This window comes from Sphingomonas humi (genome assembly GCF_039536725.1).
Taxonomy (GTDB): domain Bacteria; phylum Pseudomonadota; class Alphaproteobacteria; order Sphingomonadales; family Sphingomonadaceae; genus Sphingomicrobium; species Sphingomicrobium humi.
On the sequence record NZ_BAAAZD010000002.1, the window covers coordinates 422,146 to 438,373 of the forward strand.

Annotated in this window: 19 protein-coding genes; 14 read left to right on the forward strand and 5 right to left on the reverse strand. The window is 67.0% G+C overall.

The window, feature by feature from the left end; translation table 11 throughout:
* Positions 1 to 28 precede the first annotated feature (28 nt).
* From ABD729_RS09950 to ABD729_RS09985, 8 genes are all read left to right on the forward strand, one after another.
* A complete protein-coding gene (locus tag ABD729_RS09950; protein ID WP_344710088.1) occupies positions 29 to 751 on the forward strand; it encodes an SDR family oxidoreductase in 723 nt (240 codons plus the stop codon).
* A gap of 7 nt (positions 752 to 758) precedes the next feature.
* A complete protein-coding gene (locus ABD729_RS09955; protein WP_344710089.1) occupies positions 759 to 1,187 on the forward strand; it encodes a dihydroneopterin aldolase in 429 nt (142 codons plus the stop codon).
* Between the two features lie 183 nt (positions 1,188 to 1,370).
* Positions 1,371 to 2,051 carry an energy transducer TonB gene (locus ABD729_RS09960; RefSeq protein ID WP_344710090.1) on the forward strand — a complete coding sequence of 227 codons (681 nt, stop codon included), beginning with the start codon at positions 1,371 to 1,373 and terminating at the stop codon, positions 2,049 to 2,051.
* 65 nt (positions 2,052 to 2,116) lie between these two features.
* Positions 2,117 to 2,953, forward strand: a complete 837-nt coding sequence (locus ABD729_RS09965) for a MotA/TolQ/ExbB proton channel family protein (RefSeq protein WP_344711405.1) — start codon at positions 2,117 to 2,119, stop codon at positions 2,951 to 2,953.
* 94 nt (positions 2,954 to 3,047) lie between these two features.
* Positions 3,048 to 3,536 (forward strand): ExbD/TolR family protein, encoded by a 489-nt coding sequence (locus ABD729_RS09970; protein ID WP_344710091.1) that lies wholly within the window; start codon positions 3,048 to 3,050, stop codon positions 3,534 to 3,536.
* Between the two features lie 24 nt (positions 3,537 to 3,560).
* Complete coding sequence (locus ABD729_RS09975; RefSeq protein ID WP_344711407.1) at positions 3,561 to 3,986, forward strand: ExbD/TolR family protein; 426 nt, start codon at positions 3,561 to 3,563, stop codon at positions 3,984 to 3,986.
* 133 nt (positions 3,987 to 4,119) lie between these two features.
* Positions 4,120 to 4,644, forward strand: a complete 525-nt coding sequence (locus ABD729_RS09980; RefSeq protein ID WP_344710092.1) for a superoxide dismutase family protein — start codon at positions 4,120 to 4,122, stop codon at positions 4,642 to 4,644.
* 133 nt (positions 4,645 to 4,777) lie between these two features.
* A complete protein-coding gene (locus ABD729_RS09985; protein WP_344710093.1) occupies positions 4,778 to 5,101 on the forward strand; it encodes a hypothetical protein in 324 nt (107 codons plus the stop codon).
* Positions 5,102 to 5,173: 72 nt separating this feature from the next.
* Here ABD729_RS09985 and ABD729_RS09990 read toward each other — a convergent pair whose 3' ends face one another.
* From ABD729_RS09990 to ABD729_RS10000, 3 genes are all read right to left on the reverse strand, one after another.
* Positions 5,174 to 5,659, reverse strand: a complete 486-nt coding sequence (locus ABD729_RS09990) for an RNA pyrophosphohydrolase (protein WP_344710094.1) — start codon at positions 5,657 to 5,659, stop codon at positions 5,174 to 5,176.
* A gap of 66 nt (positions 5,660 to 5,725) precedes the next feature.
* Complete coding sequence (locus tag ABD729_RS09995) at positions 5,726 to 6,286, reverse strand: general stress protein (RefSeq protein WP_344710095.1); 561 nt, start codon at positions 6,284 to 6,286, stop codon at positions 5,726 to 5,728.
* Positions 6,287 to 6,361: 75 nt separating this feature from the next.
* Entirely contained in the window at positions 6,362 to 7,300 is a 939-nt protein-coding gene (locus tag ABD729_RS10000) for an alpha/beta hydrolase (protein WP_344710096.1), read from the reverse strand.
* A 135-nt stretch (positions 7,301 to 7,435) separates the two neighbouring features.
* Between ABD729_RS10000 and ABD729_RS10005 the strand changes: the two genes are divergently transcribed.
* The 6 genes from ABD729_RS10005 (at position 7,436) to ABD729_RS10030 (ending at position 14,836) form a co-directional block, all read left to right on the forward strand.
* Complete coding sequence (locus tag ABD729_RS10005) at positions 7,436 to 9,409, forward strand: 2-oxoacid:acceptor oxidoreductase subunit alpha (RefSeq protein ID WP_344710097.1); 1,974 nt, start codon at positions 7,436 to 7,438, stop codon at positions 9,407 to 9,409.
* 87 nt (positions 9,410 to 9,496) lie between these two features.
* Positions 9,497 to 10,516 (forward strand): 2-oxoacid:ferredoxin oxidoreductase subunit beta, encoded by a 1,020-nt coding sequence (locus ABD729_RS10010; RefSeq protein WP_344710098.1) that lies wholly within the window; start codon positions 9,497 to 9,499, stop codon positions 10,514 to 10,516.
* Positions 10,517 to 10,531: 15 nt separating this feature from the next.
* Complete coding sequence (locus ABD729_RS10015) at positions 10,532 to 11,194, forward strand: spermidine synthase family protein (protein ID WP_344710099.1); 663 nt, start codon at positions 10,532 to 10,534, stop codon at positions 11,192 to 11,194.
* Between the two features lie 21 nt (positions 11,195 to 11,215).
* Positions 11,216 to 12,187, forward strand: a complete 972-nt coding sequence (locus ABD729_RS10020) for a metal-dependent hydrolase (protein WP_344710100.1) — start codon at positions 11,216 to 11,218, stop codon at positions 12,185 to 12,187.
* Between the two features lie 34 nt (positions 12,188 to 12,221).
* Positions 12,222 to 13,574: a cryptochrome/photolyase family protein gene (locus ABD729_RS10025; protein WP_344710101.1), complete on the forward strand. Its 1,353-nt coding sequence runs from the start codon at positions 12,222 to 12,224 to the stop codon at positions 13,572 to 13,574.
* A gap of 14 nt (positions 13,575 to 13,588) precedes the next feature.
* A complete protein-coding gene (locus tag ABD729_RS10030) occupies positions 13,589 to 14,836 on the forward strand; it encodes a class I SAM-dependent methyltransferase (protein WP_344710102.1) in 1,248 nt (415 codons plus the stop codon).
* Here the strand turns inward: ABD729_RS10030 and ABD729_RS10035 are convergent.
* Positions 14,817 to 15,446, reverse strand: a complete 630-nt coding sequence (locus tag ABD729_RS10035) for a hypothetical protein (RefSeq protein ID WP_344710104.1) — start codon at positions 15,444 to 15,446, stop codon at positions 14,817 to 14,819. The two genes, ABD729_RS10030 and ABD729_RS10035, sit on opposite strands and share 20 nt — an antisense overlap.
* Before the next feature lie 71 nt (positions 15,447 to 15,517).
* On the reverse strand, positions 15,518 to 16,225 hold the full coding sequence (locus ABD729_RS10040) for an SDR family NAD(P)-dependent oxidoreductase (RefSeq protein ID WP_344710105.1): 708 nt from the start codon (positions 16,223 to 16,225) through the stop codon (positions 15,518 to 15,520).
* Positions 16,226 to 16,228: the final 3 nt, after the last annotated feature.

The following is a 16,228-nucleotide window of genomic DNA, read 5'->3' on the forward strand; positions in this document are numbered from 1 at the left end:
CACGGGGGCACCGGCAAAGCTGCTGGCCATGAGCAGGGTTGCGATCGTCACCGGAGCTGGCAAGCGGGTAGGGCGGGTCCTTGCCGAAGGGCTGCTGCACGACGGCTGGACGCTCGTCGCCCACGTCCGGCGCGAAAGCGACGAGGTGCCCGAAGGAGCGATCCGGGTCGCCGCCGACCTTGCCGACGGAAATGCCGCTGCCGAAGCGATCTTCGCCGCCTGTCCGGCCCCGCCAAAGCTGCTGGTCAACAATGCCGCGCGGTTCGCGGTGGACGGTCTCGATGCCTTTTCCCCGCAGGAACTCGCCGCGCACATGGCGGTCAACGTCGCTGCGCCGGCGCTCCTCACCGCGCGGTTCGCCGCTGCGGCGGCAGGCGAGGGGGACCGGCTGGTCGTCAATATCCTCGATGCGAAGCTGTCGGCGCCCAATCCCGATTTCCTGAGCTATACCCTCTCCAAGGCCGCGCTGGCCGCGTTGACGACGCTCAGCGCGCAGGCGCTCGGCGGAAAGGGCATCCGGGTCAACGCTATCGCGCCTGCGCTGATGCTCCTGTCCGAAGGGCAGAGCGGTGAAAATTTCGCGGCCACGCACGCCTTCAATCCGCTCGGCCGCGGGGTCGAGCCTGCCGACGTCCTCCGGGCAATCCGATTCCTGGTGGACTCTCCCTCCCTCACCGGCGAGACGCTCACCCTCGATGGCGGGCAGCGCTTCTGGCGCCTCCCGCGCGACGTGCAATTCCTGGAGCCGTGACCGACCGATGACCGATGTCGTACCCTTCACCCCGCGCCTCGACGGCATGGTCCCGCCCCATCTCGCGGTGAAGTCCGCCAAGATCCACCTCGATCGGCTGGCGGTGATGACCGACATCGGCTTTCACGATTTCGAGGTCGGATCGCCGCAGCGGCTGCTGGTCAGCGTCGAGGTGTGGCTGGCCGATCTCGGGATGCCGGACGGCGATCATGCCGCAAATGCCTGGAACTACGATCATCTTCGCATCGAAATCGAGCGAATCGCCTCCACTCGCCGGTACAACCTCCAGGAAACCCTCGCCCGCGAAATCTACGACTGGATCGCTGCGCGGGGCGGGGTGGCGGCGCTGAGGGTCACCACCTCCAAACCTGACGTTTATGCCAACGCCGAGGGAGTGGGGGTTGAAATTGCCAGCTTTTCCGGATCAGTTCCGTAACGAGAGCAGCCAACGGTTGAGAAGGCGGAACAATATGATTGCACCGCCATTGAGGCCACATTAAGGAAGCGCGCCGACCCCGCCGATGATATGTTGAACCATCGGCCCATCAGATCGGAACCGCTTTGCTCTTAGCGGCGCCGGACCTGGAGGAAGGTCACCCCTGAGGAGAATTGCGGCAGGATGTCTTACGCCAATCGCAGGCAGATGAGCGGGAACAGGACGGTTTCGATCGTCATTGTCGCCTTGCTGCATGTGCTGCTCGGATATGCGATCATCACCGGCCTCGCGTACAATGTCGTGAAGAAGGCCGCTGAGGATTTGAAGACCTTCGACGTGGAGGAGGAGCCACCGCCCCCGCCCGAGGAACCGCCGCCCCCGCCGGAACAGCCGCAGCAGCAGGTTCCGCCGCCGGTCGTCTCGCCGCCGCCGCTGGTGCGTACCAACGCTCCGCCGCCGCCGGTCACGACGGTGAATGTCGCGCCGCCGCCGGTCATCACGCCGACTGCGCCGCCGGCCCCGCCTGCGCCGCCCGCTCCGCCGCCGCCCCCGCCTGCGCCTGTGAAGGTCCAGCCGGCCAAGGCTCGCGCGAATCTTGCGTCCTATTTCTCGGATGACGACTATCCGCAGGACGCGATCCGTAACGAACAGCAGGGCACGACCGGCGTTCGCCTGGACATTGGTCCGGACGGCCGTGTGACCAACTGCGTCGTGACCAGCTCGTCTGGTTCCAGCTCGCTCGACAACACCACGTGCCGCCTGCTCCGCAGCCGCGCGCGGTTTACCCCGGCGACGGACAACACTGGTCAGAAGACGGCGGACTCCACGACTACTCGTATCGTCTGGCGTCTGCCCGCGGATTGATCGTCCACGACCTTTAACTCAACGGTTTCCACTTAAGGATACGCACTATGACCTTCGTCTCTCTCATGGCCGCCGCCGCAGCCGCCCCGGCCGGGGACAATCCCTACGGTCTCGTCCAGGCCCTCAAGGAGGGTGGCGTCATCTCGATCGGCACCTTCGTGATCCTGGTCGCGATGTCGATCGGCACCTTCTACATCCTGTTCACCAAGTTCTTCGAACAGCAGAAGATCATCAGCCAGGGTAACAAGGTCCGCTCCAGCTTCTGGAACTCGACCAACCTCAAGGAAGCTTCGGGCAAGCTCGACCAGAAGAGCGCCTATCGCGCGATCGTCGACGACACGATGGTTGCCCAGGAGCAGCACGGCAAGCTGACCAACCCGGTCGACCAGCATGACTGGATGGCCAACAGCCTCGCCCGCTCGCAAGGTGGCATCGGCGCCCGTCTCGGCGAAGGCCTCGCCTTCCTCGCGACCGTCGGTTCGACCGCGCCGTTCATCGGCCTGTTCGGTACCGTCGTCGGCATCTACCGCGCGCTGATCAAGATCGGTGCGTCGGGTCAGGCCTCGATCAGCACCGTCGCCGGTCCGGTCGGTGAAGCGCTCATCATGACCGCCCTCGGCCTGGTCGTCGCGGTTCCGGCCGTGCTCGCCTACAACTGGCTGATCCGTCGCAACAAGTCGATCATGGAAGACCTCGCGGCCTTCACCAACGACCTTCATGGCTATGTCATGTCCGAGGGCAAGGTGAAGCCGGCCATGGTCACCGGTGCCGCCACGGCTCCGGTCGCCAAGGGCGCGCAGACCCGTTCGGCTGCTGCTCCGACCCCGGCCGGCACCCAGCCGCTGACCACCGGTCAGACCTCGACCGGCCAGCAGGCCGGCACCACGGTCGATCGCCGCTAAGCCTGGGTTCAACGTGGGCCGGCTACTCCCGCAGTAGCCGGCTCCGTTCCCGGCCAGCGCGCCAATCATTTTACGACAAGGGAAGTATCACCCCATGGCAATGAGTGTCGGCAAGGAAGACGGCGACGACGTCCCGATGTCCGACATCAACACCACGCCCCTCGTGGACGTGATGCTGGTGCTCCTGATCATCTTCCTCATCGCGGTTCCGGTCGTGGTGGAAACCGTTCCCATCTCGCTTCCGGCGACTGCCTATGAAGCCCGCGAGACCAAGCCGGAAAACGTCGAGCTGACCATTCGCGGCGGCCCGGGCGGCACCTGCGAAGTCTATTGGGGCATGACCCCGATCGACAGCCAGACGCTGCTCGACCGCTCGGTCAAGGTGTTGGAGGACGCGATCGCCAAGGTTGGCGGCGCCGAGAACCTCACCGACGAGACGATGCCTGAAGCGCATCTGCGCGGTGACGTGAATACGCCGTACAAGTGCATCGGCGGGACCATCTTCACCATGCAGCGGGCTGGTTTTGCCCGTGTCGGCTTCGTGTCGGAGCCGCCTCCCGGCACCGGCGTGACGCGGCTGTAAGAAAAAGGAACTCGCCCCATGGCGATGCAGACGACTTCGAATAACTCCGAAGGCGAGCCGATGATGGAGATGAACACCACTCCGCTCATCGACGTGATGCTGGTGCTGATCATCATGCTGATCATCACCATCCCGCCGCAGACCCACGCCGTGAAGCTTGACCTGCCGCAGGGTGACAATCCGAACCCGCCGGCGGTCGATCCGGTCAAGAACAAGATCGTCGTCACCACCAACGGTGCGATCCTGTGGAACGGTGCCCCGGTGAACCAGGTGCAGCTGCGGCAGTATCTGGACATCACCCAGCAGATGAACCCGGTCCCCGAGCTGCACCTGCAGCCCGAACCGGACGCCCGCTACGATCTTGTCGATCAGGTGCTGGTCGTGACCAAGCAGGCCAACGTCTCCAAGATGGGCTTCGTCGGTAACGAGGCGTACGGAAAGGCTTTCTGAGCCTGACGACTAACTCTTTCGGGAACCATCCCGAATGATCCTGGGCGGCCTTCCAACACTGGAAGGTCGCCCTTTTTTCTTGGCCGCGCGTTAGACCGCCTGACGTCGCCCACGACCCGGAGAAAGAATGAAGATGCGCAAGCCGTACCACCTCGGCCTGATCCTATCGGCCATTGCCCCGCTCGCCGCCTGCGCCACGCCGACTGACGCCCCGGGGACCGCCACGTCTATGCCGCTCCTCGGCAGCGCTGGGCAGCAGGTCGGCACGGTCCGGATGTGGGAAACGCCCGGCGCGGTCAGCTTCCGCGTCGAAGCCAATGGCCTGACCGTCGGTCGCCACGGGATCCACGTCCACGCGGTCGGTCGCTGCGATGCCCCGGCCTTCACGACCGCCGGGTCGCACTGGAACCCCGCTTCGTCCAAGCATGGCCTGTCGAACCCGCAGGGCCCGCACGCCGGCGACCTTCCCAACGTGCCCGTCGCCGCCAACGGCACCTTGCGCGAAACCGTGGTGCTGAGCGGCGCGAGTCTCGCGGCCCTGCGCGATGCGGACGGTTCGGCCCTCGTCATCCATGCCAAGGAGGACGACAACATGACCGATCCCTCCGGGAACAGCGGCGACCGCATCGCCTGCGCAGTGCTCAGCCCCGCTGGCTGATGGTTTACTGGGCGCGGTGCCTCAGAGGTTCCGCGCCCCGGCCTGCCCGATGGTCCGTAGCGGCCTTGTTCGCCGATCTTCGTTGAAAGGTCAGCGGACCAGAGCCGCCGGTCCAGTAAAGCAGGAGCAGATCATGCCGCAGCGTTTCGTCGCCACCGAGAATGCCTTCGACAAGGGCATCGAGAACACTACGCCCAAACAGGGTGCCAAGCTTGCCGGCGAATGGGCCGAAGCGGTGCGCAAGGCCGACTTCACCGGCGCCAAGGGCCTCGCGTCCGAGCTCGAGCGGCTGGAAAAGCTGCTGAATGCGGACGAGCCCGATATCGAGAAGCTCCAGCCGCTCCTCGAAAAGATCGGCCAGGACACGGCCAAGGCGGCCGACCGCGCCGAAGATCCGAAGGTCGCGGAAAAGGTTCGCAAGCTGGCGGACGCGATGGGCGCCAAGCAGACCGCCTGAACATTCGAGAGACAGGGAAGGGGCGGGATAGGATCTCGCCCCTTTTCGTCGTCCAGGCTCGCGCCCTCCGACCTAGGTCAGCGGAAGGTCGATATGCTCCTGGAATTGCGCGATCAGCTGGCGGTAAAGGTCGCGCTTGAACGGCACGATAAGATCCGGCAGCGCGGCTGCCTCGACCCATTTCCAGGCATCGAACTCAGGGTGTGCCGTCGCGATGTCGACATCGCTGTCGCGGCCAAGGAAGCGGCACAGGAACCAGTCCTGCTCCTGGCCCCGCCACTTGCCGCCCCATAACTTGCCCTTGAGCTCCTCGGGCAGGTCGTAGCGCATCCGCTCGGGACAGTCGGCGATCCGCTCGACGAGATGCGGCGGAATGCCGGTCTCCTCCTCCAGCTCGCGAAGCGCGGTTTCCCACGGCTCCTCGCCCGCGTCGATCCCGCCCTGCGGCATCTGCCACGCTTCGTCGGTGCGATCGATCCTCCGTCCGACCCACACCTTGCGGTCGGTGTTGAGGAGCATGACGCCGACTCCGCGGCGATAGGCTTGTTTCTCGGTCATCGCCGCTGTCTGTCAGGTCGGGCCCGGTCCGCCAAGCCGGCAGTCCGGGCCCGAACCTCGTTACCTTCAGTAGGTAGTGGTGGCGGTTTCGGTCGAGCTCATCCGCGTGCGGGTCGAGCTATGCCCGCCCGAACGGTAGAGCACGTCCTCGACCTGGGCGCGATCGAAGCTGCCGCGGCTCGCATCGACCGACACGAAGATCCCGCCGTCGTTGATCCGTTCACCGTAATAACGGCTGTCCTCGTCGCTCACGCCATGCTTGCTCAGCAGGTCGCCAAGGCCGCCCGCTGCGGCACCCACGGCGGTCCCGGTTAGTGCTGCGCCCGGCACTGCGGCCGCGGCGATCGCACCGGCTGCCGCAAGCGGACCGACGCCCGGGATCGCCAGCGCGGCGACACCCAGCAGGGCACCGATGCCCGAACCGGCAGCGGCCTTGGCGATGAAGCTGGTCGGCTCGTCGCTATGGCCCGTGGTCGTGGTTTCGCCGCGCGTGTCGCTGAGCCCGTCCTCGTCGCGGCCGACGATCGAAATGGCATCGTTGTCGACACCAATCGTGCGCAGCTCCTGGATCGCGCGCTCGGCTTCGGCGCGGCTGTCGAACACCGCGGAAATGACATTACCCTGCATGATTGCTCCTCCTGACACAGGGCGGCCTTTGCGCCGCCGCCAGTTCAGCGAAGGGCCGGGTCGGGTTGTTCCGCCCTATGCGACAGGGCGATTCAGCCAAAGCATGAGCTGCGCCACCGCCCGCTCGATGTCCCCTTGCGCGCTCGGCAGCGCCTTCCTGAGGTTGACGAAGCCGTGGATCGTTCCGGCGCATTCCTGGTAGACCGTTTCCACCCCCGCCGTGACGCAGGCCGCCGCGAACGCCCGTCCCTGGTCACGGATCGGATCGAGCGAAGCTGTCACCACCAGCGTCGGCGGCAAGCCAGCGAGGGGCTTGGCCAGCGGATCATAGCGCCAGTCTTCCTTGTCCGGCGCATAGCAATCCTCGAACCACTGCATGGACTCGCGGGCTAGGAGATAGCCGTCGCCATAGGCATCGATGCTCGGATAATATTTCGTCGGGTGACCCGCCGGATAGAAGGGCAGCTGCGCCAGCACGGGCACCGCCGCCGGCTCGTCTCGCAGCGCAATTGCCGCGACGATGGCGAAATTGCCGCCCGCGCTGTCGCCGCTCAGCACGAGCCCGGTGACTTGAAACCCCAGCCCGTCCGGGCTTTGCGCGATCCACCGCGCGGCCGCGATCGCGTCGTCGGGACCGGCGGGGAAGGGGTGTTCGGGCGCCAGGCGATAATCGACGCTGACTACCGGCAGGCCGCTCAACCTCGCCAGTTCCGCGCAAATCGGCTCGTGCGTGTCGAGGTCGCCTAACACGAACCCGCCGCCATGATAGAAGATCAGGCACGGCCCAGCGCCGCGCTCCCCTTGCGCATCGAACAGGCGCATCGGGCAGGGCCCGCCCTCGATGTCCCGCTTCACCGCCAATTCGCCGACCGGGGCATCGAACAATTGCTTGCTCGCATGCATCATCGCCCGCGCTTCGGGCAGGCCCACGTCCACCGCCCGCTTGCCACCGGGGCCATTGGCGATCTCGAGCAGGGCGGCGACATCAGGGCGGACAAAGGGCTCGTTGCTCATATGTTGTCATTGCGAGGAGCGGAGCGACGAAGCAATCCGCTCCTGACGAATGCGTGGATTGCTTCGCCATGCTCGCAATGACGAACAAGAGCCGCTAGATACCTCTCCAACCCCTTTCCCTTCGCAGGACGCGTCATGGCCACGGCCACCCACATGCTTACCCCCGAGGAGGCCCACGCCGACCTCGTTCCCGAAAATGTCGTGGTCCGTTTCGCCGGTGACAGCGGCGACGGCATGCAGCTGACCGGCGGGCAGTTCACCCTGTCGACCGCGCTCGCCGGCAACGACCTCGCGACCTTCCCCGACTTCCCGGCCGAGATCCGTGCGCCGCAGGGAACGACCTTCGGCGTCTCGGCCTTCCAGATCAACTTCGGCTCCGCCTCGATCGAAACCGCGGGCGACCAGCCCGACGTGCTCGTGGCGATGAACCCCGCCGCTTTGAAGGTGAACGTCGGCCAGCTTCGCGACGGCGGCCTGATCATCGCCGACGAAGGCGAATTCTCCGCCCGCAACCTTACCAAGGCGGGCTATGACGCGAACCCGCTCGACGACGGCAGCCTCGCGCGCTGGCAGCTGATCAAGTTCAACATCTCGCAGCTGACCCTTGATGCCGTGAAGCCGTTCGGCCTTGGCAACAAGGAAGCGCTGCGCTGCAAGAACATGTGGACGCTCGGCCTTGCGCTGTGGATGTTCGACCGCGACCGCGCGCCGATCGTCGAATGGCTCAAGACCAAGTTCGCCAAGGCGCCCGTCCTCGCCGAAGCCAATATCGCGGCCTTGAACGCCGGCCACGCCTATGGCGACACGATCGAGATGGGCGCCGCCTTCCGCCCACATCACATCGAAGCCGCCCCGGCCGAGCCCGGCCTCTACCGCACCGTCACCGGTGCCGAGGCGCTCGGTCTCGGCCTCGTCGCGGGGGCGCAGCTCGCCGACCTGCCGATGTTCTTCGGCGGCTATCCCATCACCCCAGCCTCGGCGCTGCTGCACCACCTCAGCCGCCTCAAGGAATATGGGATCACCACCTTCCAGGCCGAGGACGAGATCGCGGCCATCTGCTCGGCGATCGGCGCCAGCTATGCCGGAAGCCTCGGCGTCACCTCATCCTCGGGCCCCGGAATCGCGCTCAAGACCGAGGCGATGGGCCTTGCGATCATGACCGAGCTGCCCCTCGTCATCGTCAATTCGCAGCGCGGCGGTCCCTCGACCGGCCTCCCGACCAAGACCGAGCAGAGCGACCTCTACCAAGCGGTCTACGGCCGCAACGGCGACGCCCCGATGCCCGTCCTCGCCGCCCGCTCGCCCGCCGACGCGTTCGACTGCGCGATCGAGGCGGTGCGTCTCGCGGTCCGCTACATGACCCCCGTCATGCTGCTGACCGACGGCTATATCGCCAACGCCGCCGAACCGTGGCGCGTCCCCGACATGAGCGGCTACGCGCCCTTCCCGGTGACCCACGCCAACGAGAACAGCGCGCCGCGCGACGAAGCCGGCAAGCTGCTTCCCTTCGCCCGCGACGAGAAGCTCGCCCGGCCGTGGATTAAGCCCGGCACCCCCGGCCTGCTTCACCGCATCGGCGGGATCGAAAAGCGCCCCGGCACCGGCGACATCGACTATTCGCCGCAGGCCCATGCCGAGATGACCAGGCTTCGCGCCGACAAGGTGCGCGGCATCGAACGCGACATTCCCGACCAGCAGGTCTGCCTCGGCCGGCCCGGCGCCAAGGTCGCGATCGTCGGCTGGGGGTCAACCTTCGGGCCGATCCACCAGGCGGTGAAACGCCTCCTCGCGCAGGGCCACGACGTCGCCCACGTGCACGTCCGCCACATCTGGCCGCTCCCCGTCAACCTCGGCGAGCTGCTGCGCGGCTTCGGCACCGTCATCTGCCCGGAAATGAACACCGGCCAGTTCAAGACCCTCTTGCGCGACCAGTATCTGGTCGACGTGCAGAGCCTGACCAAGACCAGCGGCCAGCCCTTCAAGATCGCCGAGATCGAGGCTGCCGCCCGCAAGGCGCACGGCGGCGCACTCGCCCCTGACGCGACCCAGCTCCCCGAAGCTGACAGCGGCCGCGACGAGGGCCACCCGCACGCTGCCGAGGTGCGCTGAGCGCCATGAAGCCCATCAGTCCCTTTCCCTACATCGCCATGCTGATCCTGGTGCTGGGGATGGTCTACCTTCTGTACGGACGTTGAAATGAACGAGCTTACCCCGATCGAGAAGACCACCGCCAAGGACTGGGCAAGCGACCAGGAAGTGCGCTGGTGCCCGGGCTGCGGCGACTATGCCGTGCTGAAGGCCGTGCAGCGGACCATGCCCGACCTCGGCGTCGCGCGTGAAAAGACCGTGTTCGTGTCCGGGATCGGCTGCTCCAGCCGCTTTCCCTATTACATGGAGACCTACGGCTTCCACACCATCCACGGCCGCGCGCCCGCCTTCGCGACGGGCATCAAGCTGGCCAACCCCGACCTCGACGTGTGGATCATCACCGGCGACGGCGACGCGCTCAGCATCGGCGGCAACCACACGATGCACCTGCTGCGCCGCAACCTGAACTGCCAGGTCCTGCTCTTCAACAACGAGATCTACGGCCTGACCAAGGGCCAATATTCGCCCACCAGCCGGGTCGGCACGCGCAGCCCGTCGACCCCGTTCGGGTCGGTCGATCGGCCTGCACGGCCCTGCGCCTTCGCGCTCGGCGCCGGGGCCCGCTTCGTCGCCCGCGGGATCGACGTCCACAAGTCGCTTCCCGACGTGCTCAAGGCAGCTCACGCTCACAAGGGCGCCGCCTTCATCGAGATCTTCCAGAATTGCGTCGTCTACAACGACGACGTCTTCGCCCCCTTCACCGCCCGCGACGTCGCGAGCGAGATGCAGCTGTGGCTGATCCATGGCGAGAAGATGCTGTTCGCCGGCGGCACCAAGGGCATCGCCCTCGATAGCGAGACGCTCACGCTCAAGGTCGTGCCCGGCGACGATCCGAACGTCATCGTTCATAACGTCCGCAACCGCGCGGTTGCCCACATGCTGGTCGAAATGCCGGTGGTCGGCTTCCCGGTCGCCTTAGGCGTCATCTACGACCATCCCGCGTCGACGTTCGAGGCAGCCGTGGTCGAGCAGAACGAAACGGCAGCGCAGGGCAAGAAGCCCGACCTCCAGGCGCTCGTCGCCAAGGGCCAGAGCTGGATGGTCGAGAAGGAACCGCGCGCTGAATAGTCTGCGGGGCGGGGCATGATCCCTCGCGTCCATCTCGCCACCGCCCGCATCCCGGACGGTCCCGAGATGCATCTCTACAGCCGCGGCGGCGATCACATGATCCTGGTCGACCGCGACGAGCTGATGAGCACCCGCATGTCGGGCTCCGAAGAAGCGCTGGCGACGATGACCGCCCAGCGCCTCGGCAATCGCCCGAGGCAGCGCTGGCTGGTCGGCGGTTACGGCATGGGCTTTACCCTCCGCGCCGCGCTGCGCTCGCTCCCCGCCGACGCCGAGATCATTGTCGCCGAACTGGTGCCGGAGATCATCGACTGGGCGAAGGGGCCGATGGCCGAGCTGACCGCTGGCTGCCTCGACGACCCCCGCGTCCGCATCGTCAACGGCGATGTCGCGGGTGAGATCAAGAAGGGCGGCTGGGACGCCATCCTCCTCGACGTCGACAATGGCCCCGATGCGCTGGTGCGGGCGCTCAACCAATGGCTCTATGAGCCGGGTGGCCTCGCGGTGGCGAAAACCGCGATCAACCGCGGCGGCATCCTCGCCGTCTGGTCGGCCGCGCCCGACACGCACTTCAGCAAGATCCTCGCCCGCGCTGGCTTCTCGGTTGACGAGGAAGTCGTCCGCGCCCGCCAGAATGGCAAAGGCCCCCGCCACCACATCTGGTTCGCGCGGGCCTAGGACACGGTCGGCGGGGCGGGAATGGACAATCTAACCCACAGCCTCGCCGGCGCCCTCCTCGGCCAGATGGGCCTGAAGCGCGCCAGCCGCTTCGCGATGGCGGGCTGCATCCTCGGCGCCAACGCCCCCGATATCGACGTCGTCGCCCCCTTCTTCCTTCCGGTCGACAATATCGCCTTTCACCGTGGGCCGACGCACGCCCTGTTCGGGCTTCCCGTCATGGCGGCCGGCACCGTCGCCCTGCTTTGGCTGCTCCACCGGCTGTGGCCGGGCAGGGAAGGGATCGCACCTTTTCGCGCCGGACCCTTGTTCCTGATAACCCTGCTCGCCACCGCGACCCACCCGTTCCTCGACTGGCTCACCACCTACGCCGTCGCCTTCTTCGCACCGGCGGGAGACGGCTGGTACTCGGCCAACGCCATCTTCATCATCGACTGGGTCTACTGGATCATCCTCGTCGCCGGCATCTGGCTCTCGGCCCGCCGCTGGAAACAGGGATGGGACCATCCCGGACGCCCGGCCCGTGTCGCAGGCGCAATTCTCCTCGCCTACATCGCCGCCAACGTCGGCTGGAGCCTGCATGCCGAACGCAGCCTTGCCGCCGCCCTGCGCCAGCGCGGGATCGAACCCCGGCTGATCGTCGCCAGCCCGCCGCCGCTCGCCTTCTGGGAACGCAGCCTCGCCTGGCGCAGCGCCGACCGCTGGGGCGCCGCAAGCTTCTCGCCGACGGGTGGGCTCGCTCTCGAACCCGCCAGCTATCCGCTCGGCCTCGATGATCCCCGCTTCCTGCGCGCCCGCAAGGAGCGCCGCCTGGTCCGCTCCTTCCTCTACTGGTCGCGGATGCCGATCGTGGTCGATGTCGCCGGCCGGCCCGTGCTCACCGACCAGCGCTATTTTCGCGCGCTCAGCGACGATCGCGTCCCCGCCGCCATCCGCCGCCGCGCGCCGACCGGCCAGTTCCAGATCCCGCTCGACCTGCCCTCAGGGCCATAGTGCCTTTGCCCGTCCAAGCGCGTTCTGGTGACCGATGACCTCCCCGCAACTCGTCTGGTTTCGCCAGGATCTCCGCACCGCCGACCAGCCCGCGCTCACCGCCGCGGCGGAGAAGGGGCCGGTGGTCGGCCTTTATGTCCTCGATGACGACACGCCGGGCAAATGGAAGGTCGGCGGCGCGCAGCGCTGGTGGCTCCATCACAGCCTTGCCGCTTTGTCCGACGAACTGGAAAAGCTCGGATCCGCCCTGATCCTGCGCCGCGGACGCTCCTCGAAGGTCGTGCGCGAAGTCGCCGAGGAGCTTGGCGCCGGCGGGGTCCACGCCACCCGCCATTACGAACCCTGGTGGCGCGAGGCCGAGTGCGAGCATGGCGACTTCGTCATCCTCCACGACGGCGACGTCCTCCACGAACCCGCGTCGATCCGCTCGGGCGCGGGCAAGCCGTTCAAGATCTACGGTCCTTTTTATCGCGCGCTCGAAAGCCACATGCCCCCGCCTCGGCCGCTTCCCGCGCCAAGGCTTACCAGCCCCTCGAAACTCCCCAGGAGCGACAAGCTCGCCGACTTTGACCTCCTGCCGACCAAGCCCGACTGGTCGGGCGGCTTTTCCGAATGGGAGCCGGGCAGCAAGGGTGCGGCAAAGCAGCTCCGCCGCTTTCTCGACCACGCCAGCGACTATGCCTCAAGCCGCGACCTGCCCGCCGTCGACGCGACCAGCCGCCTTTCGCCCCACCTTCATCATGGCGAAATCAGCCCGCGCCAGCTGTGGCACGAACTCGGCCGCAAGGGCGGCGAGAAAATCCGCCGCGAACTCGCCTGGCGCGATTTCAGCCGGCATGTCGCCTTGTCCGACCCGGACGTCGGCGAGAAATCGCAGCGCCCGATCGGCCTTCGCACCCGCCACGGCAAGGCCGCCGACGCCGACTTCGCCGCCTGGACCCGCGGCCGCACCGGCTACCCCCTGGTCGACGCGGGCATGCGCCAGCTCTGGCACAGCGGCTGGATGCACAACCGCGCCCGGCTGGTCACCGCCAGTTTCCTCTGCAAACACCTGCTCCTCGACTGGTGGCGCGGGGCCGACTGGTTCTGGGACTGCCTGGTCGACGCCGATTATGCCAACAACAGCCAGAATTGGCAGTGGGTCGCCGGCACCGGCTTCGACAGCCAGCCCTTCTACCGCATCATGGCCCCGCTCGGCCAAAGCGAGAAGTTCGACGCCGCCGACTACATCCGCCAGTGGGTGCCCGAACTGGCGCGATTGTCCGACGCCGACATCCACGACCCGTGGGGGAGGGGCGCCGCGCCGTCCGATTATCCCGAACCGCTGATCGGCCACCGCGAAGCCCGCGAACGCGCGCTCGAGGCCTTTCGCAAGCGAGGATCCTGACGCTAGAAGGCCCCATGGCCACCCGCGGTTCGCATCTTCTCACCGCCGACCGCGGATTTCTCACCGGCGCCGGCATTCCTGGCCGCCTCGCCGCGCCCGCCTTCGCCCGCATCCTCGACCTCCTCGACGAGCGGCTGCGCGAAGGCGGCATCCACGGCATCCTCCCCGACGGCACCCCGCGCCGCATCGGCTTTCACGCCCCCGGTCCCGAACCGGTCGTCCACCTCAAAAGCTGGCTCGCCCTCGTCCGCGTCGCCACCAGCGGCAGCGTCGGCTGGTACAAGGCCTGGGCGCGCGGCGAATGGTCCTCGCCCGACCCTGTGCCCCTGTTCGACCTCTTCATGCGCAATGCCGCCAGCCTCGGCGGCGCTGCCCGCGCCAAGGGTCCGTTTCGCCTCGTCAACCGGCTCGCCCACCTGTGGCGCGACAATGCGCCCGGCCAGGCCCGCCGCAATATCGCCGCCCACTACGACCTCGGCAACGACTTCTACGCCGCCTGGCTCGACCCGAGCATGAGCTATTCGAGCGCCCTGTTCCGCTCACCCGCCGACAGTCTCGAACAGGCCCAGGCCGCCAAGATCGACGCCATCCTCGACCGCCTCGCCATCACCGAGGGCACACGGCTGCTCGAAATCGGCTGCGGCTGGGGCAGTCTTGCAATCCAGGCCGCCCGCCGCGGCGCCCACGTCACCGGGCTCACCCTCTCGACCGAACAAAAGGCATGGGCCGAGCGTGCGATCGCCGAGCAGGGCCTCACCGACCGCATCACCATCCTGCTGGAAGACTATCGCGATCACCGCGGCACCTATGACGCGCTCGCCTCGGTCGAGATGGTGGAGGCGGTCGGCCAGCGCTGGTGGCCAACCTATCTCGACGCGGTCGCCAGCGCGCTACGCCCCGGCGGCCGCGCCGCGCTGCAATATATCTCGATCAGGCCCGAACTGTTCGACGCCTATGCCGCCAGCGCCGACTTCATCCAGACCTACATTTTCCCCGGCGGGATGCTGCTCCACGAACCGCGCTTCCGCACGCTCGCCGCCGACCGCGGCCTCGCCTGGAGCGACCCCCACGCCTTCGGCCTCGACTATGCTGAAACCCTGCGCCGCTGGCGGATCAACTACGACGCCGCGGCCGGGGACGGCCACCTCACCGGTTTCAGCCCCGAATTCCACAACTTGTGGCGCTATTATCTGATGTATTGCGAAGGCGGATTCCGCGGCGGCGGCATCGACGTTGCGCAGGTCACTCTGTTGAAGGCCTGAACTCCGCCGACCCTTGCTGCGTGGCATCCTGCGATTGCTGATCCTGGCCGCGCTCCTGCTCGATCAGGGCCTGGCGATCGCGCTCTTCCTTGGCGAAATCCCGTTCCGGCATCTGGGCGAGCATCTCCTGCCGCGTATCCTCGAAACCGTTGGCCATGTACGCGGCCGAGAACTTCTTCACGAGCGGCACGAGCGTGGACTGGTCGAAGGAGCGGCGCTCGATTTTCGCCATGACCGCCTCGCGATACATCGGTGTGGCGTCTTCCTTGAGGATCACGCTCAGGTCCTGCTGCGCTGCCGACGACAAAGTTCGCTGAAGGTCGACGAAGTCCACGTCCACGATGCTGTTGGCGCCAGCCGGCGTGATCCGGGCCACGACCTGGCCCAATTCCTCTCCCTTGTGCCACAATCGCCAGGTCATCGTTCGATTGTTCTCGTCCCGCTGCACCACGGGCTCGACGCCTGCCAGGGTCAGGGCCGCAGCCATTCCGGGTGTCTGGTCGACGAACTGGAGGTTTGACCAGGCAGTAGCGGGATCGACCTTGATTTCGTCCTTCCCGCACGCGGCCAGTCCGAACGCAAGCAAGCCCAAGACCACAAGACGCAACATCGATCACGCTCCCTTTCGGCAGGGCGTGGCATAGTCGGCTGTCACTTAAATATTGGTAGCGGAGGGGCCCCTCAGGCCTCCACGCGCACCTTTGCGCCGCTCTCGCGCTCTTCGCCAAGCAGCGCCAGCAACCGCTCCGCCACCACTTCGGGCGCCTTCACGTCGGCCGGATCCTCGCCCGGAAAGGCCTTGGCGCGCATCTGCGTCCGCGTCGCGCCCGGGTCCAGCACCGTCACCCGCAGCCGCCCGCTATGTGCGGTCTCGTCGGCATAGGCGCCAAGCAAGGTTTCCAGCGCCGCCTTGCTCGACCCATAGGCGCCCCAGAACGCCCGTGGGGTCGCGCCGACGCTGCTGGTCACCGCCACCACCTCGGCCTTGTCCGAGGCCTTGAGCAGCGGATCGAACGCCGCCAGCAGCGCCTGCGGGGCAAGCAGGTTCAAATTGATCAGCCGCGTATATTCCTTGACGTCAATATGCTCGACCGGGGTCAGCGAACCGAGCGTCGCGGCGTTCAGCACCAGCACGTCGAGCTTGTCCCAGCGCCCCGACACCGCCTGCGCCAACTTGCCGATGTCTTCCGCCTTGGTGAGGTCGAGCGGCGCGATGGTTGCGGTCCCGCCCGCGGCGTGGATCCGCTCCTCGACCTGTTCCAGCCCTGCCGAAGTCCTGGCGGTCAGGATCACGTGCGCACCTTCGCGCGCCAGGCTTTCGGCGATTGCCGCGCCGATCCCGCGGCTGGCTCCGGTGACGAGGGCGAGGCGGCCTTGCAAACTGCTCATGGG

Excerpts from the sequence above, each read along its gene's own strand:
- ABD729_RS10020 (WP_344710100.1), top strand. The coding sequence starts at position 11,216 with ATGGACAATCTAACCCACAGCCTCGCCGGCGCCCTCCTCGGCCAGATG.
- ABD729_RS09960 (WP_344710090.1), top strand. The coding sequence starts at position 1,371 with ATGTCTTACGCCAATCGCAGGCAGATGAGCGGGAACAGGACGGTTTCG.
- ABD729_RS09980 (WP_344710092.1), top strand. The coding sequence starts at position 4,120 with ATGCGCAAGCCGTACCACCTCGGCCTGATCCTATCGGCCATTGCCCCG.
- ABD729_RS09990 (WP_344710094.1), bottom strand. The coding sequence starts at position 5,659 with ATGACCGAGAAACAAGCCTATCGCCGCGGAGTCGGCGTCATGCTCCTC.
- ABD729_RS10005 (WP_344710097.1), top strand. The coding sequence starts at position 7,436 with ATGGCCACGGCCACCCACATGCTTACCCCCGAGGAGGCCCACGCCGAC.
- ABD729_RS09955 (WP_344710089.1), top strand. The coding sequence starts at position 759 with ATGACCGATGTCGTACCCTTCACCCCGCGCCTCGACGGCATGGTCCCG.
- ABD729_RS10040 (WP_344710105.1), bottom strand. The coding sequence starts at position 16,225 with ATGAGCAGTTTGCAAGGCCGCCTCGCCCTCGTCACCGGAGCCAGCCGC.
- ABD729_RS10030 (WP_344710102.1), top strand. The coding sequence starts at position 13,589 with ATGGCCACCCGCGGTTCGCATCTTCTCACCGCCGACCGCGGATTTCTC.
- ABD729_RS10025 (WP_344710101.1), top strand. The coding sequence starts at position 12,222 with ATGACCTCCCCGCAACTCGTCTGGTTTCGCCAGGATCTCCGCACCGCC.
- ABD729_RS10035 (WP_344710104.1), bottom strand. The coding sequence starts at position 15,446 with ATGTTGCGTCTTGTGGTCTTGGGCTTGCTTGCGTTCGGACTGGCCGCG.
- ABD729_RS10000 (WP_344710096.1), bottom strand. The coding sequence starts at position 7,300 with ATGAGCAACGAGCCCTTTGTCCGCCCTGATGTCGCCGCCCTGCTCGAG.
- ABD729_RS09995 (WP_344710095.1), bottom strand. The coding sequence starts at position 6,286 with ATGCAGGGTAATGTCATTTCCGCGGTGTTCGACAGCCGCGCCGAAGCC.
- ABD729_RS09985 (WP_344710093.1), top strand. The coding sequence starts at position 4,778 with ATGCCGCAGCGTTTCGTCGCCACCGAGAATGCCTTCGACAAGGGCATC.
- ABD729_RS09965 (WP_344711405.1), top strand. The coding sequence starts at position 2,117 with ATGGCCGCCGCCGCAGCCGCCCCGGCCGGGGACAATCCCTACGGTCTC.
- ABD729_RS09970 (WP_344710091.1), top strand. The coding sequence starts at position 3,048 with ATGGCAATGAGTGTCGGCAAGGAAGACGGCGACGACGTCCCGATGTCC.
- ABD729_RS10015 (WP_344710099.1), top strand. The coding sequence starts at position 10,532 with ATGATCCCTCGCGTCCATCTCGCCACCGCCCGCATCCCGGACGGTCCC.
- ABD729_RS10010 (WP_344710098.1), top strand. The coding sequence starts at position 9,497 with ATGAACGAGCTTACCCCGATCGAGAAGACCACCGCCAAGGACTGGGCA.
- ABD729_RS09950 (WP_344710088.1), top strand. The coding sequence starts at position 29 with ATGAGCAGGGTTGCGATCGTCACCGGAGCTGGCAAGCGGGTAGGGCGG.
- ABD729_RS09975 (WP_344711407.1), top strand. The coding sequence starts at position 3,561 with ATGCAGACGACTTCGAATAACTCCGAAGGCGAGCCGATGATGGAGATG.